This is a genomic window from Streptomyces hesseae (assembly GCF_031845785.1).
Classification (GTDB): domain Bacteria; phylum Actinomycetota; class Actinomycetes; order Streptomycetales; family Streptomycetaceae; genus Streptomyces; species Streptomyces hesseae.
Window position 1 is genome coordinate 1 of sequence record NZ_JAVRFI010000026.1, and the last position, 24,606, is coordinate 24,606.

Genomic DNA, 24,606 nt, shown 5'->3' on the forward strand with positions numbered 1-24,606 from the left:
GCGGGGGGGGGTGGGCCCGGGGGAAGGGGTGGAACAGGGGGAAGAGGTGGAACAGGGGCGTGGGGAGGGGCGGGGCGGCTTGCGGGGGGCTCCTCGGCCGGGCGTTCGTGTTCACGCGTGTGCGCGCGGTACGCCAGCGGCTGCCAGCGGTCGCCCGGGGACGAACCGTGCTCGTGGACCGGGGTCCGGGGGCGGGCCGCGGCGGGCGCCCCCTCGGGTCCCTCCCCCGCCACGGGTAACCCGCCCGGCGCCGATAAGCCCTCCGCCTCCGCCGTCCATCGCGCCTCGGCCGGAGTGAACCGGTTCCTCTCACCTCCCGGTCCGGACGCGCCGCCGTGGGTCGGCGGGGTGGTCGGAGCGTTCATGGTTGCCTCGCCTCGAGCGTTTCCCGGCCGGGCCGCGCGCTTCCGCCGAAGAGGGCGGGAAGGTTTCCGCGATTCCCCGCGCTGCTGATGAGTCGCTGTTCCCGTCCACGCAGCATGGCACCACGGGTCCCCGATTCCGGGTGTCTTCCCGGAACTCCGGGTGATGGGGCTCCGGTTGGGTCTAGGCTGTCCCGATCCGGCGTGGCAGGGGGCGACCGTGCCCGCTGTCCCGGCTCGCCTCGGCTAGAGGGGGCCGCCGGCCAGCGCGTACGCCTCCCGGAGGTCGAGGCCGTCGTACGCGTACGAGGCGATGTCCCGCACATGGTGGTCCGCGTTGATCGCGACCGAGAGCGGTACCTCGGCGAAGAGCCTCGCGTCCGACATCGAGTCCCCGTAGGCCACGCAGTCGGCGCGGCCCAGCCCGTACCGCTCGCAGAGCTCGTCGGCGATCCGCACCTTCGCCGCGGCGTCGAGGATCCCCGCCGGGTCCACCGGATCGCGGAACGGCACCGAGGGCCAGCGCGATCCGTGGGCCGCGTCGGCGCCCCAGTCCAGCAGGCGTTCGACGAAGAAGCCCGGCGACAGGGAGATCACCGCGCAGCGCTCGCCGCGGGCCCGGATGGCGGCCCAGACCTCCCGGATTCCGGCCAGCCAGGGAGCCCCTTCGAAGGCGGCCGTGACCTGCGCTTCCGTCAGCTCGGCCCAAAGCTCCACAGCCAGTTGGGCGAACCGGGACGGCACCAGCTCCCCCGCGGCGAAGGCCCTCTCCAGCTCGCCGATCTCCTTCTCCAGGCCCAGTTGCCGGGATATCTCGACAGCGGCGGCCGAGCCGTGGATGAGCGTTCCGTCCAGGTCGAACAGGTGCAGTCTGGTCATGACCACCGAGCCTAGGCGCCCGGCGGGTCCAAGCGCCCGGCAGGCCCGGGCGCCCGGATGGGAGAACGTTCCGGGGTGGCAACCGGGGGTCAGCGGCCGGCCGTCACGCGCTCCGCGTCGGAGGCCACCGGCTTCGGCCCCTTCGACCCCGAGGCCACGATCCGCCCGCCCCGGTCCGTGCCCCGCTCCGTGCGGCGCTCCAGCGACGCGGAGAGAAGGGCGAGGAGCAGCGCGGCCGCGGCCATCCCGGCGCCGACCCAGTTGGGCGCGGTGTAGCCGAATCCGGCGGATATCACGAGCCCGCCGAGCCAGGCGGCCATGGCGTTGCCCAGGTTGAAGGCGCCGATGTTGACGGCGGAGGCGAGCGTGGGGGCGTCGGCGGTCTGGTCCAGGACCCGCTTCTGGAGCGGCGGCACAGTGGCGAAGCCGAAGGCCCCGATGAGCGGGATGACGACCGCGATCGCGATCTTGTTGTGGGCGGTGAGGGGCAGCAGGGCGAGCAGGACCGCGAGCCCGCCGAGGGCGGTGAAGAGCATGGGCATCAGCGCGCGGTCCGCGAACTTGCCGCCGGCCAGGTTGCCCACCAGCATGCCCAGGCCGAAGAGGACGAGCAGCCAGGTGACGGACGAGGGCGCGTAGCCGGCGACGTCGGTGACCAGCGGGGCCAGGTAGGTGCTCATGGTGAAGACGCCGCCGAAGCCGAGGACCGTCATCGCCATGGCGAGCAGCACCTGGGGGTTGCGGAAGGCGGCCGTTTCGCCGCTGAGCGGGATCCGCTCGGGGCGCGGCTGCCGCGGCACGAGGGCCGCGATGCCCAGGACGGCGAGCACGCCCAGCCCGGCGATGATCAGGAAGGTGACCCGCCAGCCCGCGTTCTGGCCGACGAGGGTGCCCAGCGGCACGCCCACCACGGTCGAGGTGGTGAGCCCGGTGAACATCATCGCTATCGCGCCCGCCTTCTTCTGCGGGGCGACGAGTCCGGCGGCCACGATCGCGCCTATGCCGAAGAACGCGCCGTGCGCGAGCGAGGCGACGATGCGCCCGGCGAGCATCACCCCGAAGACTGGCGCGGCGGCCGAGAGGACGTTCCCCGCGACGAACAGGCCCATCAGGGCCATCAGCATCGTCTTGCGCGCGACGCGACCGCCGACGACGGCCAGGATCGGGGCCCCGACGACGACACCGAGGGCATAGCCGGTGGTCAGGAGGCCCGCGGTCGGGATCGAGACCCCGAAGTCCGCGGCGATGTCGGGGAGCAGTCCCGAGGTGACGAATTCGGTGGTGCCGATTCCGAAGGCGCCGATGGCGAGCGCCAGCAGGGCGAGGGGCATGGGGGTCCTTCGTACGGGTCGAGGCAGGGAAGACCTTCCGGCCAGTTGATTGCGGCCGACTCCTACAGGCCTACACAATAATTGCAGACGCATTTACTTGCAAGCGCTGACTATTGCACGGGGGAGATACGCTGGTCGTGACCGCACGGGCACGCGCGGACGGCACGCTCGGACGTCCCCGAAGGAGGGCTCACCCATGTCCCGCACCCTGGATCCCGCCCTGACCGGCCTGGCGCAGGGCTGGTGCGCCCTGTCGGCGCTGCACAGCCGGATCGAGGCGCACATAGAACGCGCCCTTCAGGCCCATCACGAGCTGAGCGTGCGCGAGTTCTCCGTGCTCGACGTCCTCAACCGCCAGCACGACGGCGAGGGCGGCCACCTGCGGATGAACGAGGTGGCGGACGCCGTCGTCCTCAGCCAGTCCGCGACGACGCGCCTGGTCACCCGCCTGGAGGACCGCGGTCTGCTGACGCGCTATCTCTGCCTCACCGACCGGCGCGGCATCTACACCGACGTCACGGACGCGGGCCGCGTCCTTCTGGAAGAAGCCCGCCCCACCAACGACACGGCCCTCCGCGAGGCGCTGGACGACGCCGCGAACCGGACCGAGCTCGCCCCGCTGGTCGCCGCCGTGGAGTCCCTCGCCCCCGCCGACTCGTAACCGCCGGACCGGTCGAACCGGGCCCGGTCGGCCCGCCGGACCGGTCAGACTCCGCGTGCGCGGGCCCGCTCCCGGTGCGCCTTCTGCCGGCAGGCCGCGGCGCAGTACCGGGCAGGCCGGCCCGTACGAGCGGCGGCCACCGGGCCGCCGCACACGGCACACCGGGTTTCGTTACGCTCGGGTGCCGGATTCGCGGGCAGTTTCGTCACATGACGCCCCGGGCGGAGACTGTCGCACGCCAGCGCGGTCATCCTCCCCGGCGCCGTCCCCGGCCCCCGCCGCTGCTCCATCGACAGACACCCCACGAGCAGGGCCGTCACATCAGCCACGGACACGTCCTTCCGTACCGCGCCCGCCTGTTGGGCCCGCTCCAGCAGGGCGGCGAGAGCCTCCCGGAAGTCCGCCTCGACCCCGGGAGAGGGCTCGAAACTGCCCTCCAGCGCATCGCACAGGCCCTTGTTCCGCACGGACAGCCGCACAACGGCCGTCAGATAGCGATAGAACACCCGGCCGGGGTCGTCCGAGTCGGCCAACTCCCGTGCCGTATCGGTGAAAAGCCGCACCCGGTCCACGACCGTGGCCCTGAACAGGGCTTCCTTGGAAGGGAAATGACGGTAGACAGTGCCCGCGCCCACTCCGGCCCGGCGCGCGATCTCCCCGAGCGGCACCGCCAACCCCTCTTCCTCGAAGGCCGATCGGGCGGCCTGGAGAACCAGCGAGCGGTTGCGGCGGGCGTCCGAGCGCAGCGGCTGAGAGGCCGGAGAAGCGGTCGACGTGGTCCTGCACTGAGCCATGCGCCTGGGTCTCCGGAGGCCTGAGAGAGAAACGGGACTATGGTTCCGATTCTATCCGTGCGAATGAGCGAGGGCCCGCAGCGCCATACCGGGGCAAAAGCGAAAACAAGAAGAAAAGGCCGCCCGAGGCAACAAAAGAGCCGCCACCGACGCGTGAAGCGCCGACGGCGGCTCGATGCGGCCGCGTCCTGCGGTCAGCCGGAGATCACCGCGTCCCAGGCCTTGCCCGCGGCCGCCAGGGCACCGTCCTCGTCCGCGACCGGAACGCCCAGGGCGCGCAGCCCCTCGGCGAGCGCCGCCAGCGAACCGAGCACGACCTCCCGGTCCGCGTCGAGGCCGTAGTGGTTGACCCGGATCATCTCCGTCGCGAGCGTGCCCGCGGCCGCCTGAACGGGCACGGACGCGTCCGCCGCCAGGGCGGCCGCCACGATGTCGCGGGCGTCGACGCCGTCGGGCGCGCGCAGCGTGGTGGCGGCGGGTGCGGCGTCCTCGTCGCGGACGACGTAGGGCGCGAGCGCGCCCAGCGCCCGTACGCCCGCGCGCGTGGCGGCGGAGGCGGCGCGGTGACGGGCGATCACGCTGTCCAGGCCGTCCGCGGCGATGCGGTCGGCGGCCTGCTCCAGCGCGAGCATCTCCAGCTGGGCCGGCGCGTGCGGAAGGGCGGCGCGGCCGCCGTCGATCCAGCGCTCCTTCCAGTCCAGCAGGGAGAGGTAGGAGCGGCGCGGCGCCTGCTCGTTGGCGGCGATGCGCTCCCAGGCACGGGCGCTCACGGAGACGACGGAGACGCCCGCCGGGCCCGCCATGGCCTTCTGACCGCCGATGACGCACAGGTCGACGCCCCAGTCGTCGGTGAGCAGCGGCTCGGCGGCGATGGAGGCGACGGCGTCCAGCATCAGCAGGGCGCCGTGCTCACGGACGACAGCGGCGATCTCGGCGACGGGGTTGGTGTTGCCGGTCGCCGCCTCGGCGTGCACGAGGCTGACGAAGTCGATGGCGGGGTGCGCGCGGAGCGCCTCGGCCACCTGCTCGGCGGTGACAGCCCCGCTGAACGGCGCGCTCACGGTCACCACTTCGGCACCGCAGGAGCGAAGCCAGCCGCCGAACGTCTCGCCGTACGGGCCGGTGATGATGTTCAGCGCGGTGCTGCCGGGCCGCACGGCCGAGCGGATGCACGCCTCCAGCGGGAGCAGTGCCTCGCCCTGCATGGCGACGACGGTCTGGCGCGTGCGCATCAGCGCCGCGACCTTGTCCTCGATCCGAGCGAAGTGGCCCGCGCCGAGAGGCGCGAAGTCGAGCAGGTCCGGTGCGGTGTTCGCAGTCACGGTGCCTTCCAGGGGATGTCGCGCCGCGACGCGGCGCCCGCCAATCTCCTGTCGACTCTACGCCGCACCCCCAGTCATGCCGACAATCCGACTATCGCCAGCCGCCCGTGTCGACGCCGCCCGGTACCGCGCTCCCGGGCTCGTAGGGCTCACGGGTGAAGACGAAGGTGCCGAGGTCGAGATGGCTGACCGTGCCGTCCTCGCGGCGTACGGCCCGCAGGGTCTCCCCCGCGTAGTAGCCGTCGAGCCCCGTCCAGGTGCCGTCCTCCTCGGCGCGGAAGCGCGCGGCGCGCCCGCCGTTCCCCACCGGGTGCAGCCGCAGCCCCCGGTCGGCGACCAGACGCAGTACGAACGGGGTGGCGCCCCAGTACCAGGGCCCGGTCAGCTCCAGCAGGGCCGGGTCCGCGCCGTCGAGCGGACGCCAGGGTTCCGGGATCCGGGGCTCGTTCTCCACGACCGTGCGCACGAGGTCCGCCACGACGGGGACCAGGCCGAAGAACGAGGTGAGGTTGCTCAGCGCCACCGCCGCGACGCCCTCTTCGGGGTCGGCCCACAGCGACGCCACAAAGCCCGGCAACGAGCCCGTGTGCCCGCACAGGACCCGGCCGTCGTGGCGCGTCAGCTGGAGGCCCAGGCCGTAACCGCCCGTCCAGTCCGGCCCCTGGGGCTCGGTCCGCGGCATCCGCATCTCCGCCACCGAGCTCGCCCCGAGCACCCGGTCGTCGCCGTTCAGCAGGAACTCCGCGAAGCGGCACAGGTCGGCGGCCGTGGACCAGAGCTGCCCGGCGGGCGCCATCCGCCCGGTGTCCACCGCGGGTTCCGGGAGCAGCACATCCGCCCAGGGGTGCACGGCCCGGCCCTCGGCGTACGGCGCCTCGGGCCCGAGGGTCGTACGGAGCATGCCCAGCGGCACCAGCACCTCCCGGCGCAGCGCCTCGTACCAGTGCTCACCGCGCAGCCGCTCCACCAGCGCGCCGAGCAGCGCGTATCCGGGGTTGGAGTAGTGGTGCAGGCGCCCTGCGGGATGGCGCTGGGGGCGCTCGCCGAAGATGTCCGCGAGCTCGGGGCGCAGAGCGCCGTCCGTACGCTCCCACCAGGGGCCACGCGCCTCCGCCGCCAGTCCGGAGGTGTGCGACAGCAGTTGGGCGATGGTCGCCCGGCCGCCCTCGGGTACGTCGAGATACGTCCCGAGCGGCTCGTCGAGGCCGATCAGCCCCTCGTCGCGCAACCGCATGACGAGAACGGCGACAAGGGACTTGGTGATCGAACCGATCCGGTACTGCGTGTCGGCGCCGGGCGTCTCCCCGGCCACATCGCCCCGCCCGGCGGACCACACCATGCGCCCGCTCCGCGTCACCGCGCCCACCAGCGAGGGCGCGCGGCCCTCGGCCTGGCCGGTGGCGACCCGGTGCAGCAGGGCGCGCCGGGTGGCCGGAAGGAGCTCGTCGAGGAGTCCGGCGTCCGGGAGCTCTTCCTTGGGCACTTCGCGCGAGACGGTCATGCCCGCACCCTAGTCAGGCGCGACGCGGGCCCGTGACCTGGGCGACCCGTTTGCAGGGTCTCGCCGCTCGTGACATGTCGATCTTGCGTGACCTGGGCGTTCTTGGCTGTCTCACAGCCCTGGTCACTCTCCGTGTCGTTGACGCTGTCCGGCAGGGGCAGTGCGTTTATCACTCGCATGGCCGTGCCTGTCGGTGCAGCTGCACCATCTGACAGGCTTTGATCATGAACATGCACAGTGTGTTGCTCTATGGGTGCGCGGTGGCCGTCATCGTGTCGGGCATCCAACTCCTGGCGAGGCTCGCCACGAAGGACTGCGAGGAGATGTCCCCTCCCCTGGCCTTGCTGCGGGCGTGGCGGCAGCCTCTCCCGAGAGCCGCCACGGGGCTGGTGGCCACCATGGTGGTGCTCGGCGTGGCCCAGACGGCTGCCCCCGCCATGATCGATGCGCTCGAGCGACACCCTCATGGCGCGTGGTGGCGAGCCGTGACCGCCTTGATGGTGCAGTCATCGGGCTGGTTCCAACTCCTGTTCAACCTGGCCGCGCTCGCGGTTGTCGCTCCGCTCGCCGAGCGGCAGTTCGGCTCCTGGCGCACGTTGCTGGTCTTTACGGCAAGCGGCGTGACGGCGCAGGCGGTGAGCATGGCCGGCTGGAGCCTCCAAGGAGGCGGGGACTCCGTGGCGATCTGCGGCCTCGTCGGCGCACTCTCCACCTGGTACGCGGCGCGCGGCAGCGTCGTCGCCCTGCGGCGGGTGGCTCTCGTCATCCCCGCCGCGGGTCTTGTCCTTTGCCTCCTCACCAACAACCACGGCCTGGGCCTTCTTGTCGGCAGCGCACTGGGAGTCGGACTGGCAACTCCTGCCCGTCCGCCCCTGGCGGTCTGACTCAGCGTGACGGCGGGCGGCCAGATAGTTCCCCAGAAACTGGCCACCTGTGGGGAATTACAACTGGCCACTGACAATCAGGCGGCTTGTCCGAGTCGGCCGGGTACACCACGCTGAGCCCCGAGCACGAGGACTACCGGCGAGCCCAGATAGCGCACCGATGAGTTTTCCGCGCCGCGCTGGTCTACTCGCCGGACACCCACGGACGGAAGGCTGGGCCATGCGGAAACTGATCTACGGCATGAACCTGACCCTGGACGGCTACATCGCCGCGGCCGGCGACGACATCGGCTGGAGCGGACCGCCGAGCCACGAACTGTTCCAGTGGTGGCTCGACCACGAGCAGGCGAGTGGCCTGTCGCTGTACGGGCGCAAGCTATGGGAGACGATGAGCTCCTACTGGCCGACCGGCGACCAGCAGCCCAACGCCACCCCGGCGGAGATCGAGTTCGCGCGGAACTGGCGGGACACGCCGAAGGTGGTGTTCTCCTCGACGATCGACAAGGTCGACTGGAACACCCGTCTGGTCACCGGCGACGCGATCGCCGAGATCGCCCGGCTCAAGGCCGAGGACGGCGGCCCAATGAGCATCGGCGGCGCAACGCTTGCCAGGGCGGCCATGCGCGCCGGGCTGATCGACGAGTACGTGATCGCCGCCCATCCGGTCCTGGTGGGCGGCGGCACGCCGTTCTTCACCGCGCTGGACAGCTGGGTGAACCTGAACCTGGTGGAGACGCGGACGTTTCCCGGCGGCGTGGTCCTGACCAGGTACGAGACGAGGCGCTGAGCAGCAGCACCCACGCGCTGGTCTCACGGTGATGTCGTATACGACACCGGTACGACACGGTCCGTGAGATTACGACATCAGCCGCGAGACCCTACAGCGTTTCCGATCAGGTCTGCGCCATGTCGACAAAGCGCGAGTAGTGGCCCTGGAAGGCCACGGTGATCGTGGCCGTGGGGCCGTTACGGTGCTTGCCGACGATGATGTCCGCCTCGCCCGCGCGGGGCGACTCCTTCTCGTAGGCGTCCTCGCGGTGGAGCAGGATGACCATGTCGGCGTCCTGCTCGATGGAACCGGACTCTCGCAGGTCGGAGACCATCGGCTTCTTGTCCGTACGCTGCTCGGGGCCACGGTTCAGCTGGGAGAGCGCGATGACCGGGAGCTCCAGCTCCTTGGCCAGCAGCTTGAGGTTTCGGGACATGTCCGAGACCTCCTGCTGGCGGCTCTCGGCACGCTTGGCGCCACCGGCCTGCATCAGCTGCAGATAGTCGATGATCACGAGCTTGATGCCGCTGCGCTGCTTCAGCCGGCGGCACTTGGCGCGGATCTCCATCATCGACAGGTTCGGCGAGTCGTCGATAAAGAGCGGGGCGGCGGAGACATCCGGCATCCGGCGGGCGAGCCGGGTCCAGTCGTCGTCCGTCATCGAGCCGGAGCGCATGTGGTGGAGGGCGACGCGGGCCTCGGCGGACAGCAGACGCATCGCGATCTCGTTGCGCCCCATTTCGAGCGAGAAGATCACGCTCGGCATGTTGTGCTTGATCGAACAGGCGCGGGCGAAGTCCAGCGCGAGGGTCGACTTACCCATGGCGGGACGGGCCGCGATGACGATCATCTGGCCGGGGTGGAGGCCGTTCGTCAGGGCGTCGAGATCGGTGAAGCCCGTGGGGACACCGGTCATCTCGCCGCTGCGGGAGCCGATCGCCTCGATCTCGTCGAGCGCGCCCTCCATGATGTCGCCGAGCGGGAGGTAGTCCTCGCTGGTGCGCTGCTCGGTGACGGCGTAGACCTCGGCCTGGGCCTTGTTGACGATGTCGTCGACATCGCCGTCGGCCGCGTATCCCATCTGCGTGATGCGCGTGCCGGCCTCGACCAGACGGCGCAGGACAGCGCGCTCGTGGACGATCTCGGCGTAGTACTCGGCATTGGCCGCGGTCGGCACCGACTGCACCAGGGTGTGCAGATACGCCGCGCCACCGACCTTGGTGATCTCACCGCGCTTGGTGAGCTCGGCGGCGACGGTGATGGGGTCGGCGGGCTCGCCCTTGGCGTACAGATCGAGGATGGCCTGGTAGACCGTCTCGTGCGCCGGACGGTAGAAGTCCTGGCCCTTGAGGACTTCTACCACGTCGGCGATGGCGTCCTTCGACAGCAGCATGCCGCCGAGGACGGACTGCTCCGCGTCGAGATCCTGCGGAGGTACGCGCTCGAAGCCGCTGCTCCGCTCCCAGGAGCCCTCGTCGCCCCGGTCGTGCTGCTCACCGCGGCCCTTGCCGTCACCGCGCCGGGAGCGGGGGAAGGGGAGCCGGTCGCCGGGGCCGCCGTCGCCCCACGGGCCGTCGTCCATGGGCTCGGGAATGCTCACCCGGGCCACCTCCTCCCGTCCGCGGAGCGGACCTCGCCGTGCCACTCTTTCTTACGGCACGGCTCTGACAAATAGGACGCCCGACTCCGGTTCTGACGCGTCGAGTTCGCGGCGGGTTCATGTCGGACCCGTGAGGCCCGCGAAGCGATGACGAGGCGGAAGACAGACGGTGGGCGCCGGTCCACGGTAGGGCCGCGGGCACCGTCAGCCAATCTGGTTATCCACAGGCCTTGTGGATGAGCGGCCCAAGCCTGTGGAGAAGTCCCCGTAACCTGTGCACGGGCCGGGGGAAAGCACTGTGGACAAACACACAATCACCTCCACCGCACCGCTCTGACCTGCACCTTTGCCATCCACGGGCTGTTGAGAAGAAAAACTTTCCCCGTTGGCCCGAGATCACGACAAACGGCGCAGAGAAGATCGCGCACCACTCGCCCCGGTAAGGGTCCTAAGCTGTATGCACTGATTACCTGTGGAAGATGGGAGGGACTCCGTGCCCCAGGCCCCCGCGCCCGTCCGGCCCGACGCCCGCCGGCACGACCGCGAGATCGTCGCCCTGGCCGTCCCGGCCTTCGGCGCCCTCGTCGCGGAGCCCCTCTTCGTGATGGCCGACAGCGCCATCGTGGGGCATCTCGGCACCCCTCAGCTCGCGGGCCTCGGCATCGCCGCCGCGCTCCTCACCACCGCCGTCAGCGTCTTCGTCTTCCTCGCCTACGCCACCACCGCTGCCGTGGCCCGCCGGGTCGGCGCCGGCGACCTCCCGGCCGCCATCCGGCAGGGGATGGACGGCATCTGGCTGGCACTGATACTCGGGGCGGTGGTCACCGCCGCCGTGCTGGCCACCGCCCCACTGCTCGCCCGCGCCTTCGGCGCCTCCGCCACCGCCGCCCCGTACGCCACCACCTATCTGCGGATCAGCGCGCTGGGCATCCCCGCGATGCTCGCCGTACTCGCCTCCACGGGAGTGCTGCGCGGGCTGCAGGACACCAGGACGCCGCTGTACGTCGCCGTCGGCGGCTTCGTCGCCAACGCCGCGCTCAACGTCGCGCTCGTCTACGGCGCGGGCCTGGGGATCGCCGGATCCGCCTGGGGGACGGTGCTCGCCCAGTTCGCCATGGCCGCCGTCTACCTCACCGTCGTCGTCCGGGGAGCCCGGCGGCACGGCGCCTCGCTCCGCCCCGACGCCGCGGGGATACGGGCATGCGCCCGGGCCGGGGCACCCCTGCTGGTGCGCACCCTCTCGCTGCGCGCCATCCTCATGATCGCCACGGCTGTGGCGGCACGGCTCGGTGACATCGACATCGCCGCGCACCAGGTCGTGCTCTCCCTGTGGAACCTCCTGGCCTTCGCGCTGGACGCCATAGCCATCGCCGGGCAGGCGATCATAGGCCGCCATCTGGGCGCCGGGGACACCGCCGGGGCCCGGGCCGCCTGCCGCCGCATGGTGCAGTGGGGCATCGCCTCCGGTGTGGTGCTGGGAGCCCTGGTGGTGGCGGGCCGGTACGCGTTCATCCCGCTGTTCACCTCGGACCCGGCCGTACGGGACGCCCTGCTGCCCGCCCTGCTGGTGGTCGCCGTGGGGCAGCCCGTCGCCGGAGTGGTCTTCGTCCTGGACGGGGTGCTGATGGGCGCCGGGGACGGGCCCTATCTGGCCCGGGCGATGCTGGTGGTCCTCGCCGTCTTCGCCCCCGTCGCCCTGCTGGTCCCCGCCCTGGGGGGCGGTCTGACGGCGCTGTGGTGGGCCATGACGCTGATGATGACGGCCCGGCTGGTGAGCCTGTGGATCCGGGCGCGCTCGGGCCGCTGGATCGTCACCGGGGCCGTACGGGGCTGACGGCACCGGCGGCCGCCGGAACGGGCCGGGTGCCGGGACGGGGGGGCCGGGACGGGCCGGGTGCCGGCCTCCGCCGGTCTGTTCGAGCGAGACGTCGGCCCATTCAGGCGAAACGGTTCCGCTGAACGGCGGAAGGGCCGCACCCCGCGAGGGGTACGGCCCTTCAACAGCTGCCTGGCGCGAACGTCAGGCGGCGATGACCTCGATGCCGAGCTTGGCAACGACGTCGGCGTGCAGACGCACGGACACCTGGTGGGCGCCCAGGGTCTTGATGGGCGAGCCCAGCTCGACGCGGCGCTTGTCGACCTCGGGACCACCGGAAGCCTTGATCGCCGAAGCGACGTCGGCCTGGGTCACGGAGCCGAACAGGCGGCCGGCCTCGCCGGCGCGGACGGCAAGGCGGACCTTGACGCCCTCGAGCTGGCCCTTGACCTCGTTGGCCTGCTCGATCGTGGCGATCGCGCGGATCTTGCGAGCGCGACGGATCTGCTCGACGTCCTTCTCGCCACCCTTGGTCCAGCGGATCGCGAAACCGCGCGGGACCAGGTAGTTACGGGCGTAGCCGTCCTTGACGTCGACGACGTCGCCGGCGATGCCGAGGCCGGAGACCTCGTGGGTGAGGATGATCTTCATTACTTGGTCACCCTTCCCTTATCGCGCAGACGAGGTGTAGGGCAGCAGCGCCATCTCACGGCTGTTCTTCACGGCCGTGGCGACGTCACGCTGGTGCTGAGTGCAGTTGCCGGTCACGCGACGGGCACGGATCTTGCCGCGGTCGGAAATGAACTTCCGCAGCATGTTCGTGTCCTTGTAGTCCACGTAAGCGGTCTTGTCCTTGCAGAACGCGCAGACCTTCTTCTTAGGCTTGCGCGGGGGCGGCTTCGCCATTGTCTCTCTCCTGTGAAATCAAGAAGTTTTGTGCCGTCGCCCTCGGGCCACAGGGGCCCGGGTCCCCGGGGGGACCTAGAAGGGCGGCTCGTCCGAGTAGCCGCCGCCGGAGTTGCCGGAGCCGCCGCCCCAGCCACCTCCGCCGCCGCCCTGCTGGCCGCCGGACGGGGCGCTGGACGCCCAGGGGTCGTCGGCGGCGGGAGCCCCGCCGCCCTGCTGGCCGCCGGGACCGGAGCCCCAGCCGCCGCCACCCTGGCCGCCACCGCTGCCGCCGCCAAAGCCACCCTGGCCACCGCGACCCGTGGTCTTGGTCACCTTCGCCGTGGCGTTCTTCAGGCTGGGCCCGACCTCTTCGACGTCGAGCTCGAAGACCGTGCGCTTGACGCCCTCGCGGTCCTCGTAGGACCGCTGCTTCAGACGGCCCTGCACGATGACGCGCATGCCTCGCTGAAGCGACTCGGCGACGTTCTCCGCCGCCTGACGCCACACCGAGCACGTGAGGAAGAGGCTCTCGCCGTCCTTCCACTCGTTGGTCTGGCGGTCGAAGGTGCGGGGAGTGGACGCGACACGGAACTTCGCGACCGCCGCACCGGACGGGGTGAAGCGCAGCTCGGGGTCGTCGACGAGATTGCCGACGACCGTGATGACGGTCTCGCCTGCCATGGATGAACCTCTCGGCGGGTGTGCTGCTGGCTGCTTGTTGCTACTCGGTTGAGTGCAGCCCGATTACCTCTGAACCGTCAGGTTCAGTGGGTCTCGGGACGGAGGACCTTGGTCCGGAGGACCGACTCGTTCAGGTTCATCTGTCGGTCGAGCTCCTTGACGACCTCAGGCGTGGCCTGAAGGTCGATGACCGAGTAGATGCCCTCGGGCTTCTTCTTGATCTCGTAAGCGAGACGACGACGGCCCCAGGTGTCGACCTTCTCGACCTTTCCGTTGCCCTCACGGACGACGGAGAGGAAGTTCTCGATCAGCGGGGAGACAGCGCGCTCCTCGAGATCGGGGTCGAGGATGACCATCACCTCGTAGTGACGCATGTGGAACCCACCTCCTTTGGACTCAGCGGCCACGGTCGATCCGTGGCAGGAGGGTCGTGATGCGTGAACAACGGTATCGGCGGACACTGACAATCAGCGGAAAGTCCCTGGGTTGCCCCTGGGACCGAAGCTGGGTCCGGGCAGACACCGGTGCAGACCGTACAGAGTACCCGCACTTCGGCGTGTGGTTGAAATCGGGCGACCCGGCCCCTCAGTCTGGAACCGACGGGTGTGACCGGCGCCATAGCGCGCCGCCTGCCTTCAGGAGGTGCCCCAATGACACAGGCAGCACGACAGCCCCGCGGGCTCCGCTCGCTGCTCAGCGGTGTGCTGAACAGCGACGGAAAGCCCCATCCCGTCGAGAACACCCTCGTCGCCGTGACGGTCGTGCTCGGTGCGCTCGCCTTCATCTCCTCGGCGTTCAACAACCTCCATCTGGTCTCGTCCTGGAGCGGGCTCGTGGGCATTCTCACGGGGGCCTGGGGCCAGTTCATCTCGGCCACCACCGGCGAGCGCTTCCTGCTGATCATCGGGCTCGGCGCCTCGGCCATCGGCTTCTTCCTGGGCATGGCGCACGGCGGACTCTTCGGGGGTGTGATCGGATAGCGGACCGTACGCCCAAACGGGGCGCTCCCCTGTCGCAGTAGGCTTCGGCGCGAGAGCCGGAGCCCCGACCCTGGGGACAAACCTGCCGAGGAGCGCCCCGCATGAGCCTGACCCTGAGGACAATCAGCCGAGAGCAGCATCTGGCATACATCCAGAGCCTGCCCGCGGCCAGTCACATGCAGGTGCCGGGGTGGGCCGATGTGAAGGGCGAGTGGCGCTCGGAGAGCCTGGGCTGGTTCGACAAGGCCGGGCAGATCGTCGGCGCCGGTCTGGTCCTCTACCGCCAGCTCCCCAAGATCAAGCGCTACCTGGCCTACCTGCCCGAGGGCCCGGTCATCAACTGGTACTCCCCGAACCTGCGCGACTGGCTGGAGCCCATGCTGGCCCACCTCAAGCAGCAGGGCGCCTTCTCCGTGAAGATGGGCCCGCCGGTGGTGATCCGCCGCTGGGACGCCGACGCGATCAAGAAGGGCATCGCCGACCCCGACGTCAAGCGCCTGCGCGACGTCGAGGCCACCTTCATCGAGCCGCGCGCCTTCGAGGTCGCCGACCAGCTGCGCCGGATGGGCTGGCAGCAGGGCGAGGAGGAGGGCGCCGGCTTCGGCGACGTCCAGCCTCGCTACGTCTTCCAGGTGCCGCTGGAGGGCCGCTCGCTGGAGGACGTCCACAAGGGCTTCAACCAGCTGTGGCGGCGCAACATCAAGAAGGCCGAGAAGGCCGGCGTCGAGGTCGTCCAGGGCGGCTACGAGGACCTGCCCACCTGGCAGCACCTCTACGAGATCACCGCCGAGCGCGACAAGTTCCGCCCGCGCCCGCTGAGCTACTTCCAGCGCATGTGGACGGCCCTCAACAGCGAGGACCCCAACCGCATGCGGCTGTACTTCGCCGTGCACGAGGGCGAGGCCGTCGCCGCGGCGACGATGCTGATCGTCGGCGGGCACGTCTGGTACTCCTACGGCGCCTCGGCCAACCACAAGCGCGAGGTCCGTCCGTCGAACGCGATGCAGTGGCGGATGCTGCGCGACGCCTACGCCCTGGGCGCCAGCGTCTACGACCTGCGGGGCATCGGCGACTCGCTGGACGAGAGCGACCACCTCTTCGGCCTGATCCAGTTCAAGGTCGGTACGGGCGGTCAGGCGGCCGAGTACCTCGGCGAGTGGGACTTCCCGCTCAACAAGCTGCTGCACAAGGCCCTCGACATGTACATGTCGCGACGTTGATCCAGCAGCTCCATCCACACTCAGGGAAAGGTTCCGGGACCGGCCATGGCGCTCACGCTCTACGTCGACACCGCGCGCTGGCGGGCACACCAGCAGTCCGTCATCCAGCAGTTTCCGGGGATCATCCCCGTCTGCAAGGGCAACGGCTACGGCTTCAGCAATGAGCGCCTGGCCGAGGAGGTCACGCGCATGGGCGCGGACACCCTCGCCGTCGGCACCACCTACGAAGCGGCCCGGATCAAGGACTACTTCAGCGGCGACCTGCTGGTGCTGACGCCCTTCCGGCTCGGCGAGGAGCCGGTGCCGCTGCCGGACCGGGCCATCCGGTCCGTCTCCTCGGTCGAGGGCGTGCGCGGGCTGGTGGGCGCCCGTGTGGTCATCGAGGTCATGAGCAGCATGAAGCGGCACGGCATCAGCGAGGAGGACCTCCCCAAGCTGCACGCCGCCATCGAGGACGTGCGCCTGGAGGGCTTCGCGATACACCTCCCGCTCGACCACGCGGACGGCGGCAGCGGGGTCGACGAGGTCACCGGCTGGATGGAGCGGCTTCGCAACGCCCATCTGCCGCTGCACACGATGTTCGTCAGCCACCTCAAGGCCGACGAACTCCGTGAGCTCCAGCAGCGGTTCCCCCAGACCCGCTTCCGGGCCCGTATCGGCACCCGGCTGTGGCTGGGCGACCACGACGCCACCCAGTACCGGGGCGCCGTCCTGGACGTCACCCCCGTCGCCAAGGGCGACCGCTTCGGCTACCGGCAGCAGAAGGCTCCCGGTGACGGCTACCTGGTCGTGGTCGCCGGCGGCACCTCGCACGGCGTCGGGCTGGAGGCGCCGAAGGCGCTGCACGGCATGATGCCGCGCGCCAAGGGCGTGGCCCGGGCGGGCCTGGCCACCATGAACCGCAATCTGTCGCCCTTCGTCTGGGCCGGCAAGCAGCGGTGGTTCGCGGAGCCCCCGCACATGCAGGTCTCCATCCTGTTCGTGCCGAACGACGCTCCCGCCCCGCAGGTCGGCGATGAGCTGGAGGCCCATCTGCGGCACACCACCACGCAGTTCGACCGCGTCGTCGATCACTGATTCCACCCCCCGTGTGATGTGGCCGGGAGCCGTGACTCAGGCGTCGTGGCTCCCGGTCCCCCATTTGACGCGTGTGCCTCCGGAAGGCTCGGCGTGCCGCTCGCGGCGCGCGGAGCCGAGGACGAATATGTCCGGGGCCCCGTCCAGGACGCCTCCGGAAGGATCGTCCGAACCGTCGCGGCGCACCACGTCCCGCTCGGGCTTCAGGATGTCCCGCACGACCAGCGCGCAGAGGTAGAGCGTGCCCAGCAAGTGGGCGACGATCGCCAGCTGATAGCCGTCCATCGGCAGCCCCTGGTGCTTGTCGCCGCTGCCGGTGTAGGCCAGGTAGAGCCAGATGGCCAGGTAGTACAGGACCTCGCAGGTCTGCCAGACCAGGAAGTCGCGCCACTTGGGCCGGGCCAGCGCGGCGAGCGGCACCAGCCACAGCACGTACTGCGGCGAATAGACCTTGTTTATGAGGACGAACAGCGCCACCGTCAAAAAGGCCAGCTGCGCGAAGCGCGGGCGCCTGGGGGCGCTCAGCGCGAGGGCTCCCAGGCCGAGGCAGCCGAGGATCATCAGCAGTATCGCGTAGACGTTGACGTCGTCCATCGAGCTGCCGGTGTGCTCGGAGATGAAGAGCCAGAGAGAGCCGAAGTCGACCGGCCGTTCCTTGCTGAAGACGTAGAACTTCGCCCATCCTTCGCGGATGTGGAAGCCCGTGGCGTCATGGGTGAACATGACCGGCAGATTCACCGCCAGCCAGGCGGCGACCGCGCCGCCCGCGGCGGTGAGGAAGGCCCGCGGCCGACCGGCCCGCCAGCACAGGACGAGCAGCGGCCCCAGCAGCAGCGCAGGATAGAGCTTCGCAGCGGCCGCCAGGCCGATCAGCACGCCCGTCAGCACTGTGCGCCCACGGGACCACATCAGCATCGCGGCGGCCGTCAGAGCGACAGCGAAGAGGTCCCAGTTGATGGTGGCCGTGAGCGCGAAGGCCGGGGCGAGAGCCACCAGCAGCGCGTCCCAAGGACGGCGCCGGTGTGTACGGGCCGCGCACATCACGATGACGGCCGTGCAGGCCAGCAGCATGCCGGCGTTCACGAACCAGTACAGCTGCTCGCGGTGCTGGAGGCTTCCGCCGCCCGGCGTGAACAGCGCCGCGACCTCCATGAACAGCCCAGTCAGGACCGGGTACTCCAGATAGTCCATGCCGCCGCCGACCGACTGGGGAACCCGGTCGAAGTACGGGATGAGGCCCTGGTCGAAGCCCCGGCCGTTGTAGAGGTGCGGGATGTCGGAATAACAGGCGTGGGTGTACTGGGTGGTGGCGCCGAAGAACCAGCCGTGGTCGTAGCACGGCAGCTTCTGCACCATGCCGAGCGCGAACATCCCGATCGCCACGAGCGCGATCACCCGCACCGGCGTCCACCAGTGCGCACCGGTCAGCGCACGCCGCCCCACCGGTCCGCCGATGAGCTCACTGCCGGCCGCGGCCACCTCGTCCTCGACGGTGGGCCGTACAAGCTGATCGTCCCGCGCGCTCCTCATGCCCTCATCCTGCCGTACCCGTGGTCGCACCAGCGGAGCCTGTGGAAAACCACGAGGGCCGCCCCGCGCGAACGCGGGACGGCCCTCGAAAAGTCGTGCTCAGACTGCCCGTGCCGGATTCATACGATGATCAGCCACCCGGTCCGCCGAACAGTCCGCCACCACCACCGCCCGGCGGGCGCCGGTTCCCGCCCGGCGACGGCGACTCACTCGGGTCTCCGGCACCGCCGGTGCCTCCGGGACCGCCCGAAGCGCCCCCGTCCTTGCCACCGTTGCCGCTTCCGTTGCTCCCGCCACTGCCGCCGAACTTGCACTTGAAGTCGAACGGAGCGCAGGACCCGCTCGGGGACGGGGAGGCGGACGGGGACTTCGAGGGAGAGGGGGACGCCGACGGCGGGGCCGAGGGGGGCGTGGACGGCACGACGCTGGGGGAGGGACTGGCCCCGTCCCCGAACACCTTCTGCCCGATCGGCTGCGGCGCGTCGAACTGGAGCACCGGCTTGCCCTTGAGCGCGTCGGTCATGTAGTCCGCCCAGATCTCCGCCGGGAACGAGGCGCCGTGGATGGTGGGCTGGCCGCCCACACCGCGCATCGACAGGAACTCCTGCTGCTTGGCGTTGGGGTCGACGCGGTACATGCCGATCGCCGTCGACAGCTGCGGGGTGTAGCCCGCGAACCAGGCGGAGCGGTTGCCGTCGGTCGTACCCGTCTTGCCCGCCACCGGGCGGTCGCCGAGCTTGGCCTTGGTGCCGGTGCCCGACTCCACGACGGTCCTGAGCACGTCGGTGACGTTGTTGGCGACGTTGGAGTCGAAGGCCTGGGCGCTCTTCTCCTCGTGCTCGAAGGCCGGCTTGCCGTCCTTCTCGACCTTCGTCACGGAGTAGGGGTCGACCTGCTTGCCGCTGGCCGCGAACGTCGCGTAGGCGCCGGCCAGCCGGATGGCGCTGGGCGCCGACGTGCCCAGCGAGAAGGTCGGGGTCAGCGAGGCGAGCTGGTCCTTGTCCAGACCGGCCTTGAGCGCGGCCTCCTGCACCAGGTCGGTGCCCACGTCCATGCCGAGCTGTATGTAGGGGGTGTTCACCGAGAACTGCATGGCCGTACGGAGGCTGACGAGACCCTTGTCCTCGTCACCGTCGTTCGGCTGGTGCCACTCCTTGCCGTCCTGGTCGTGCCAGACCGTGCCGTTGTAGGTCCGCAGGGTCACCTTGTTGTTGCCGTTGTAGACGCTCTCCGGCGAGACGACCGTGCGCTGGCTGTCGCTCTGCTTCGGGCCGAGCGCCGGGTTGCGCTTGCCGTGCGTCATCGCCGCGGCCAGTACGAACGGCTTGAACGTCGAACCGACCTGGACACCCGTGTAGTCGGCGTTGTTGGTGAAGTGCTCCAGCGCGTTCTCGCCGCCGTAGATGGCGACGATCTTGCCGGTCTTGGGCTCCACCGAGGCGCCGCCGAACTGGACGAACTGGTCGACGTCGCGCACCTTCGGCTTGATGTTCGCCTTGCGCACCTCCTCGACCGACTTCGACAGCGCGTCCACCTTGTCCCGGTCGAACGTCGTGTAGATCTGGTAGCCGCCCTTGTCCAGCTCCGCCTTGCTGAGCTTGGAGTGGGCGACGATGTAGTTGTCGGCGAGGTCCGTGAGGTAGCCGATCTGGCCGGCGCGGTTGGTCGCGGGCTTCGGCTTCTGCACCTTGGGGAAGCCCGCCGCGACCCACTTGTCGCGGTCGGCGGCCTGCATGCGGCCGACCTGGACCTCACGGTCGAGCGTCCACTTCCAGCGGTCGGAGGCGCGCTTGAGGTTCTTCTCCGGCGTCGCCGCCGGGCCCTGGCCACCGTACGGGTCGTAGAGGTTCGGGCCGTTCAGGGTCGCCGACAGGAACGCGCTCTCGCTGGGCGTCAGGTCCGCGCAGTCCTTGTCGAAGTACGCCCGCGCCGCGGCCTGGATGCCGTAGGCGCCACGCCCGTAATAGGCCGTGTTGAGATAGCCGGCGAGGATGTCCTTCTTGTCCTGGGTGGCGCCGACCTTGACCGAGATGAGCAGCTCGGTGATCTTGCGCTTGAGCGTCTGCTCCTGGCTCAGATAGGTGTTCTTCACGAACTGCTGCGTGATGGTCGAGCCGCTCTGCGTCTCACCGCCCTGCGCCATCTTCACGACGGCCCGGGCGATGCCCATGGGGTCGACGCCCATGTCCTGCTCGAAGCTGGCGTTCTCCGCGGAGATCACCGCGCTCTGCATCGCCAGGGGGATCTGGGAGATCGGCACGATCTGACGGTTGAGACTGCCACCGCCCGCGACGACCATCTGTTTGCCGTCGGCCCAGTAATAAACGTTCTTCTGGACCACGGCGGCCTTCTGCGCGCTCGGCACCTGCACCACCGCCAGCGCGACGCCGACACTGCCGACGATCAGGCCCGCGAACGAGACGATCAGGCCCGCGGTGAGCTTCCAGGAGGGGATCCAGCGCCGGAACCCGGACTTGCCCGCGCGCGGGTAGTCGATGAGCCGCTTGGCGCCGGACCGGCCGCCGTCCCGGCGTCCTCGGCCCCCGAGCCCCTGCTCGGGGGTGCGTCTGCGCCCGCCCGGCCCGCCGGCGCCGCCGGGCGGAGCACCGCGACGGGCCCCCGGCCGACTGCCGTACGGAGGCTCACCGCGGCCGGAGCCGGGCGGGGCCGAGTGGGTGGATGGTGCTGCGCGACGGCCGGGCGTCGGCTGCTGGGCCGCGCGACGGGCCGCGGCTCGTCCGCCGCCCTGAGGCGGCGGCGGCTTGCGGCGGTGCTCGCTCATCGAACGAATACTCCTCGGGCAGGCGCTATCGCCTGACAGCGGCAGGGTGGCTTGCGTTCCCCCCGACGTGCGGCCTCCATGCCCCCCTGACCGGTGGGCCGCACTGCGTACAGGTCCAGGACGTCTGTGGGCGTCACCCGGTTCCCTGTGGTCTGCATGGCGCACAGACTACGCACGGCCAAATCCAGCCCACTGCGGATGTTCACTCCAAATCAGGCCGCTTGTGTCCCACGAATCAGTGATGTGACCTCGTTCACCGTGCTTCCTCTTGTCGTTAATGATCGCCCGTTCTATCGTCTGGATGTATCGAGTCGATACATCAGCTCGCCATAAGGGACCAATAAGGATTTAGGGATCACAAGGAACTAGGCTGTGGGCGACAAGGAGGCGACATATGAGCAGACGCTCCGGCATCCTCGAGTTCGCCGTCCTCGGCCTGCTCCGCGAAGCCCCGATGCACGGCTACGAGCTGCGCAAGAGGCTGAACACCTCGCTCGGGGTGTTCCGCGCGTTCAGCTACGGCTCCCTGTATCCCTGCCTGAAGTCCCTCGTGGCGAACGGCTGGCTGATCGAGGAACCCGGAAGCTCCCCGGAGGACGCCCTTGCGGCGTCACTGGCCGGACGACGGGCGAAGATCGTCTACCGCCTCACGGCGGAGGGCAAGGAGCACTTCGAGGAGCTCCTCGCCCACACCGGCCCGGATGCGTGGGAGGACGAGCACTTCGCCGCCCGCTTCGCGTTCTTCGGGCAGACCTCACGGGATGTACGGATGCGGGTGCTGGAAGGCCGCCGCAGCCGGCTGGAGGAGCGCCTCGAGAAGATGCGCGCCTCTCTGGCCCGTACCCGGGAACGGCTGGACGACTACACCCTCGAGTTGCAGCGCCACGGCATGGAATCCGTGGAGCGCGAAGTTCGCTGGCTGAACGAGCTGATCGAGAGCGAGCGGGCCGGGCGTGACAAACGCCCCGGCCCGGATCAGTGAGCCCTGCACCCCGCAGGGCTACGTCGAGTACAAACAGGGAGCAACCGGAATGGGTTCGGTTCGCGTAGCGATCGTCGGTGTGGGCAACTGCTCCGCCTCGCTGGTGCAGGGCGTCGAGTACTACAAGGACGCCGACCCGAACGGTCGCGTGCCGGGTCTGATGCACGTGCAGTTCGGCGACTACCACGTGCGTGATGTCGAGTTCGTGGCCGCTTTCGACGTCGATGCGAAGAAGGTCGGGCTGGACCTCGCCGACGCGATCGGCGCCAGCGAGAACAACACGATCAAGATCTGCGACGTGCCGCAGACCGGCGTCACCGTCCAGCGCGGCCACACCCTCGACGGTCTGGGCAAGTACTACCGCCAGACCATCGAGGAGTCCGCCGAGGCCCCCGTCGACGTCGTCCAGGTCCTCAAGGACAAGCAGGTCGACGTCCTGGTCTGCTACCTGCCGGTCGGCTCCGAGGACGCCGCCAAGTTCTACGCGCAGTGCGCCATCGACGCCAAGGTCGGCTTCGTCAACGCCCTCCCGGTCTTCATCGCCGGCACCAAGGAGTGGGCGGACAAGTTCACCGAGGCGGGCGTCCCGATCGTCGGTGACGACATCAAGTCCCAGGTCGGCGCCACCATCACCCACCGCGTGATGGCCAAGCTGTTCGAGGACCGCGGCGTCGTTCTCGACCGCACGATGCAGCTGAACGTCGGCGGCAACATGGACTTCAAGAACATGCTCGAGCGCGAGCGCCTGGAGTCCAAGAAGATCTCCAAGACGCAGGCCGTCACCTCCCAGATCCCCGACCGCGACCTGGGCGAGAAGAACGTCCACATCGGTCCCTCGGACTACGTGGCCTGGCTGGACGACCGCAAGTGGGCCTATGTCCGCCTCGAGGGCCGCGCCTTCGGTGACGTCCCGCTGAACCTGGAGTACAAGCTAGAGGTCTGGGACTCCCCGAACTCCGCCGGTGTCATCATCGACGCCCTGCGCGCCGCGAAGATCGCCATGGACCGGGGCATCGGCGGCCCGATCCTCTCCGCCTCCTCGTACTTCATGAAGTCGCCGCCCGTGCAGTACTTCGACGACGAGGCCCGTGAGAACGTCGAGAAGTTCATCAAGGGCGAGGTCGAGCGCTAAAGGCGCCGACCGGGCACCGGCCACGGGCCCGCTCCGCTCGACCACAGGTCCCCGGGTAATCCACCCGGGGACCTGTGCGTTGTGTGAGTCTGTGGACCATGCCCGTTGTGCGTGATCTTCGCGTCCTGCTCCAGCTGGGCGATTTCCGCCGGCTGCTGGCAGTGCGGCTGCTCTCCCAGGCGGCCGACGGCGTCTATCAGGTCGCGCTCGCCGCGTACGTCGTCTTCTCCCCCGAGAAACAGGCCTCCCCCGCGGCCATCGCCTCGGCCATGGCCGTGCTCCTCCTGCCCTATTCACTGCTGGGCCCCTTCGCCGGAGTCCTGCTCGACCGCTGGAGCCGCCGGCAGGTGCTGCTCCACGGCAATCTGCTCCGTGCCGCGCTGGCCACGGTGACCGCCCTGCTCATCGTCGGCGGAGTGCCCGACCGGCTCTTCTACGCCTCCGCGCTCTCGGTCACCGCCGTCAACCGCTTCGTCCTCGCCGGCCTCTCGGCCGCCCTGCCGCGCGTCGTCGACTCCCCCGAGCGCCTGATCATGGCCAACGCCCTCTCCCCGACCGCCGGCACGCTCGCGGCGACCATCGGCGGCGGCCTCGCCTTCGCCGTCCGCCTCGCCCCTCCGGAGGGCGCCGCCGACGACGCGTACGTCGTCCTCCTCGGCGCCGCCCTCTACTTCTGCGCCGCGCTCTGCTCGCTGCGCATGCCCATCGGCCTGCTGGGCCCGGACGCCTCGGCGCCCCGGACCGGGCTGCGCACAGCACTGGCCGTCACCGTCCGGGGCCTGCTGGACGGGCTGCGTCATCTCAACGAACGACGCGTCGCCGCCCGCGCCCTGGCGGCGATGGCGCTGATGCGCTTCTGCTACGGCGCGCTGACGGTGATGCTGCTGATGCTCTGCCGGTACGCCTGGTCCGGCGGCGGCCCCGGCGGTCTGATCCTGCTCGGCTATGCCGTGGTCGCCTCGGGGGCCGGCTTCTTCGCCGCGGCCGCCATCACCCCTTGGGCGGTCGGCCGGCTGGGGCGGCTGGGCTGGCTGATGGCCTGCGCCGCGGCCGCGGCGGTCCTGGAACCCGCGCTCGGCCTGCCCTTCGAGCCCGTCCCCATGCTGATCGCCGCCTTCGTCCTGGGGCTCGCCACCCAGAGCGCCAAGATCGTCACGGACACGGTGGTCCAGGCGTCGGTCGACGACGCCTTCCGGGGGAGGGTCTTCTCCCTCTACGACGTCCTGTTCAACGTCGCCTTCGTGGGCGCGGCGGGGGTGGCCGCACTGATGCTGCCGCCGGACGGACGGTCGCCCGCCCTGGTGATCGGAGTGGCTCTGATCTACGCGGCAATTGCTTCCGCTATGGCTGGATTTCGACGCAGCTGACTATTACATCAAGGCCACAGCATCCCACTGAACTGCGGAAATGTCATG

General features: G+C 70.1%; 22 protein-coding genes. 10 read left to right on the top strand and 12 right to left on the bottom strand.

Translation table 11 applies throughout. The features are described 5' to 3' along the window. Nucleotides 1-608: 608 nt before the first annotated feature. Both RM609_RS28565 and RM609_RS28570 read right to left on the bottom strand, forming a co-directional pair. Nucleotides 609-1,241, bottom strand: coding sequence for an HAD family hydrolase (locus RM609_RS28565; RefSeq protein WP_311614521.1), 633 nt, complete (start codon nucleotides 1,239-1,241; stop codon nucleotides 609-611). 89 nt (nucleotides 1,242-1,330) lie between these two features. Next, a complete protein-coding gene (locus RM609_RS28570) occupies nucleotides 1,331-2,572 on the bottom strand; it encodes an MFS transporter (RefSeq protein WP_311614523.1) in 1,242 nt (413 codons plus the stop codon). A 196-nt stretch (nucleotides 2,573-2,768) separates the two neighbouring features. On the opposite strand from RM609_RS28570, the gene RM609_RS28575 reads away from it, so the two are divergent. Continuing rightward, nucleotides 2,769-3,233: a MarR family winged helix-turn-helix transcriptional regulator gene (locus RM609_RS28575; protein ID WP_311614525.1), complete on the top strand. Its 465-nt coding sequence runs from the start codon at nucleotides 2,769-2,771 to the stop codon at nucleotides 3,231-3,233. Between the two features lie 44 nt (nucleotides 3,234-3,277). Here the strand turns inward: RM609_RS28575 and RM609_RS28580 are convergent, their stop codons facing one another. The 3 genes from RM609_RS28580 to RM609_RS28590 form a co-directional block, all read right to left on the bottom strand. After that, on the bottom strand, nucleotides 3,278-4,027 hold the full coding sequence (locus RM609_RS28580; RefSeq protein WP_311614527.1) for a TetR/AcrR family transcriptional regulator: 750 nt from the start codon (nucleotides 4,025-4,027) through the stop codon (nucleotides 3,278-3,280). A 194-nt stretch (nucleotides 4,028-4,221) separates the two neighbouring features. Further along, on the bottom strand, nucleotides 4,222-5,349 hold the full coding sequence (locus RM609_RS28585; RefSeq protein WP_311614529.1) for a pyridoxal-phosphate-dependent aminotransferase family protein: 1,128 nt from the start codon (nucleotides 5,347-5,349) through the stop codon (nucleotides 4,222-4,224). Between the two features lie 91 nt (nucleotides 5,350-5,440). Continuing rightward, on the bottom strand, nucleotides 5,441-6,850 hold the full coding sequence (locus tag RM609_RS28590; protein ID WP_311614531.1) for a serine hydrolase domain-containing protein: 1,410 nt from the start codon (nucleotides 6,848-6,850) through the stop codon (nucleotides 5,441-5,443). Nucleotides 6,851-7,074: 224 nt separating this feature from the next. Here RM609_RS28590 and RM609_RS28595 point away from each other — a divergent pair, with 224 nt between their 5' ends. Beyond that, on the top strand, nucleotides 7,075-7,734 hold the full coding sequence (locus RM609_RS28595; protein WP_311614533.1) for a rhomboid family intramembrane serine protease: 660 nt from the start codon (nucleotides 7,075-7,077) through the stop codon (nucleotides 7,732-7,734). Between the two features lie 220 nt (nucleotides 7,735-7,954). Further along, nucleotides 7,955-8,521, top strand: coding sequence for a dihydrofolate reductase family protein (locus tag RM609_RS28600; RefSeq protein WP_311614535.1), 567 nt, complete (start codon nucleotides 7,955-7,957; stop codon nucleotides 8,519-8,521). 106 nt (nucleotides 8,522-8,627) lie between these two features. Here RM609_RS28600 and dnaB read toward each other — a convergent pair whose 3' ends face one another. After that, nucleotides 8,628-10,103, bottom strand: a complete 1,476-nt coding sequence (gene dnaB / locus RM609_RS28605) for a replicative DNA helicase (protein ID WP_438828561.1) — start codon at nucleotides 10,101-10,103, stop codon at nucleotides 8,628-8,630. Between the two features lie 493 nt (nucleotides 10,104-10,596). Between dnaB and RM609_RS28610 the strand changes: the two genes are divergently transcribed. Beyond that, nucleotides 10,597-11,937, top strand: a complete 1,341-nt coding sequence (locus tag RM609_RS28610; RefSeq protein WP_311614537.1) for an MATE family efflux transporter — start codon at nucleotides 10,597-10,599, stop codon at nucleotides 11,935-11,937. A 186-nt stretch (nucleotides 11,938-12,123) separates the two neighbouring features. Here the strand turns inward: RM609_RS28610 and rplI are convergent, their stop codons facing one another. The 4 genes from rplI to rpsF form a co-directional block, all read right to left on the bottom strand. Continuing rightward, on the bottom strand, nucleotides 12,124-12,570 hold the full coding sequence (rplI, locus tag RM609_RS28615; RefSeq protein WP_229349274.1) for a 50S ribosomal protein L9: 447 nt from the start codon (nucleotides 12,568-12,570) through the stop codon (nucleotides 12,124-12,126). An 18-nt stretch (nucleotides 12,571-12,588) separates the two neighbouring features. Continuing rightward, entirely contained in the window at nucleotides 12,589-12,825 is a 237-nt protein-coding gene (gene rpsR / locus RM609_RS28620) for a 30S ribosomal protein S18 (protein WP_004950692.1), read from the bottom strand. Between the two features lie 75 nt (nucleotides 12,826-12,900). Next, nucleotides 12,901-13,488 (bottom strand): single-stranded DNA-binding protein, encoded by a 588-nt coding sequence (locus RM609_RS28625; RefSeq protein ID WP_311614549.1) that lies wholly within the window; start codon nucleotides 13,486-13,488, stop codon nucleotides 12,901-12,903. Nucleotides 13,489-13,571: 83 nt separating this feature from the next. Further along, complete coding sequence (gene rpsF / locus RM609_RS28630) at nucleotides 13,572-13,862, bottom strand: 30S ribosomal protein S6 (RefSeq protein ID WP_049719052.1); 291 nt, start codon at nucleotides 13,860-13,862, stop codon at nucleotides 13,572-13,574. A 276-nt stretch (nucleotides 13,863-14,138) separates the two neighbouring features. On the opposite strand from rpsF, the gene RM609_RS28635 reads away from it, so the two are divergent. The 3 genes from RM609_RS28635 (at nucleotide 14,139) to RM609_RS28645 (ending at nucleotide 16,765) form a co-directional block, all read left to right on the top strand. Then, nucleotides 14,139-14,468 carry a hypothetical protein gene (locus tag RM609_RS28635; protein WP_311614553.1) on the top strand — a complete coding sequence of 110 codons (330 nt, stop codon included), beginning with the start codon at nucleotides 14,139-14,141 and terminating at the stop codon, nucleotides 14,466-14,468. Between the two features lie 101 nt (nucleotides 14,469-14,569). After that, a complete protein-coding gene (locus RM609_RS28640) occupies nucleotides 14,570-15,688 on the top strand; it encodes a lipid II:glycine glycyltransferase FemX (protein WP_311614555.1) in 1,119 nt (372 codons plus the stop codon). A gap of 45 nt (nucleotides 15,689-15,733) precedes the next feature. Beyond that, on the top strand, nucleotides 15,734-16,765 hold the full coding sequence (locus RM609_RS28645) for an alanine racemase (protein WP_311614556.1): 1,032 nt from the start codon (nucleotides 15,734-15,736) through the stop codon (nucleotides 16,763-16,765). Between the two features lie 36 nt (nucleotides 16,766-16,801). Here the strand turns inward: RM609_RS28645 and RM609_RS28650 are convergent, their stop codons facing one another. Beyond that, nucleotides 16,802-18,295 carry a glycosyltransferase family 87 protein gene (locus tag RM609_RS28650; RefSeq protein ID WP_311614558.1) on the bottom strand — a complete coding sequence of 498 codons (1,494 nt, stop codon included), beginning with the start codon at nucleotides 18,293-18,295 and terminating at the stop codon, nucleotides 16,802-16,804. Nucleotides 18,296-18,425: 130 nt separating this feature from the next. Next, complete coding sequence (locus RM609_RS28655) at nucleotides 18,426-21,077, bottom strand: transglycosylase domain-containing protein (RefSeq protein ID WP_311614560.1); 2,652 nt, start codon at nucleotides 21,075-21,077, stop codon at nucleotides 18,426-18,428. Between the two features lie 394 nt (nucleotides 21,078-21,471). On the opposite strand from RM609_RS28655, the gene RM609_RS28660 reads away from it, so the two are divergent. The 3 genes from RM609_RS28660 (at nucleotide 21,472) to RM609_RS28670 (ending at nucleotide 24,558) form a co-directional block, all read left to right on the top strand. After that, a complete protein-coding gene (locus tag RM609_RS28660; RefSeq protein ID WP_311614562.1) occupies nucleotides 21,472-22,059 on the top strand; it encodes a PadR family transcriptional regulator in 588 nt (195 codons plus the stop codon). 49 nt (nucleotides 22,060-22,108) lie between these two features. Then, nucleotides 22,109-23,191 carry an inositol-3-phosphate synthase gene (locus tag RM609_RS28665; RefSeq protein ID WP_311614564.1) on the top strand — a complete coding sequence of 361 codons (1,083 nt, stop codon included), beginning with the start codon at nucleotides 22,109-22,111 and terminating at the stop codon, nucleotides 23,189-23,191. 98 nt (nucleotides 23,192-23,289) lie between these two features. Continuing rightward, nucleotides 23,290-24,558 carry an MFS transporter gene (locus RM609_RS28670; protein WP_311614565.1) on the top strand — a complete coding sequence of 423 codons (1,269 nt, stop codon included), beginning with the start codon at nucleotides 23,290-23,292 and terminating at the stop codon, nucleotides 24,556-24,558. The last annotated feature ends 48 nt before the right edge of the window (nucleotides 24,559-24,606 follow it).

Excerpts from the sequence above, each read along its gene's own strand:
- RM609_RS28660 (WP_311614562.1), top strand. The coding sequence starts at position 21,472 with ATGAGCAGACGCTCCGGCATCCTCGAGTTCGCCGTCCTCGGCCTGCTC.
- RM609_RS28565 (WP_311614521.1), bottom strand. The coding sequence starts at position 1,241 with ATGACCAGACTGCACCTGTTCGACCTGGACGGAACGCTCATCCACGGC.
- RM609_RS28670 (WP_311614565.1), top strand. The coding sequence starts at position 23,290 with ATGCCCGTTGTGCGTGATCTTCGCGTCCTGCTCCAGCTGGGCGATTTC.
- rplI (WP_229349274.1), bottom strand. The coding sequence starts at position 12,570 with ATGAAGATCATCCTCACCCACGAGGTCTCCGGCCTCGGCATCGCCGGC.
- RM609_RS28645 (WP_311614556.1), top strand. The coding sequence starts at position 15,734 with ATGGCGCTCACGCTCTACGTCGACACCGCGCGCTGGCGGGCACACCAG.
- RM609_RS28640 (WP_311614555.1), top strand. The coding sequence starts at position 14,570 with ATGAGCCTGACCCTGAGGACAATCAGCCGAGAGCAGCATCTGGCATAC.
- RM609_RS28570 (WP_311614523.1), bottom strand. The coding sequence starts at position 2,572 with ATGCCCCTCGCCCTGCTGGCGCTCGCCATCGGCGCCTTCGGAATCGGC.
- RM609_RS28625 (WP_311614549.1), bottom strand. The coding sequence starts at position 13,488 with ATGGCAGGCGAGACCGTCATCACGGTCGTCGGCAATCTCGTCGACGAC.
- RM609_RS28635 (WP_311614553.1), top strand. The coding sequence starts at position 14,139 with ATGACACAGGCAGCACGACAGCCCCGCGGGCTCCGCTCGCTGCTCAGC.
- RM609_RS28665 (WP_311614564.1), top strand. The coding sequence starts at position 22,109 with ATGGGTTCGGTTCGCGTAGCGATCGTCGGTGTGGGCAACTGCTCCGCC.
- RM609_RS28580 (WP_311614527.1), bottom strand. The coding sequence starts at position 4,027 with ATGGCTCAGTGCAGGACCACGTCGACCGCTTCTCCGGCCTCTCAGCCG.
- RM609_RS28575 (WP_311614525.1), top strand. The coding sequence starts at position 2,769 with ATGTCCCGCACCCTGGATCCCGCCCTGACCGGCCTGGCGCAGGGCTGG.
- RM609_RS28655 (WP_311614560.1), bottom strand. The coding sequence starts at position 21,077 with ATGAGCGAGCACCGCCGCAAGCCGCCGCCGCCTCAGGGCGGCGGACGA.
- RM609_RS28595 (WP_311614533.1), top strand. The coding sequence starts at position 7,075 with ATGAACATGCACAGTGTGTTGCTCTATGGGTGCGCGGTGGCCGTCATC.
- rpsF (WP_049719052.1), bottom strand. The coding sequence starts at position 13,862 with ATGCGTCACTACGAGGTGATGGTCATCCTCGACCCCGATCTCGAGGAG.
- rpsR (WP_004950692.1), bottom strand. The coding sequence starts at position 12,825 with ATGGCGAAGCCGCCCCCGCGCAAGCCTAAGAAGAAGGTCTGCGCGTTC.
- RM609_RS28590 (WP_311614531.1), bottom strand. The coding sequence starts at position 6,850 with ATGACCGTCTCGCGCGAAGTGCCCAAGGAAGAGCTCCCGGACGCCGGA.
- RM609_RS28600 (WP_311614535.1), top strand. The coding sequence starts at position 7,955 with ATGCGGAAACTGATCTACGGCATGAACCTGACCCTGGACGGCTACATC.
- RM609_RS28650 (WP_311614558.1), bottom strand. The coding sequence starts at position 18,295 with ATGAGGAGCGCGCGGGACGATCAGCTTGTACGGCCCACCGTCGAGGAC.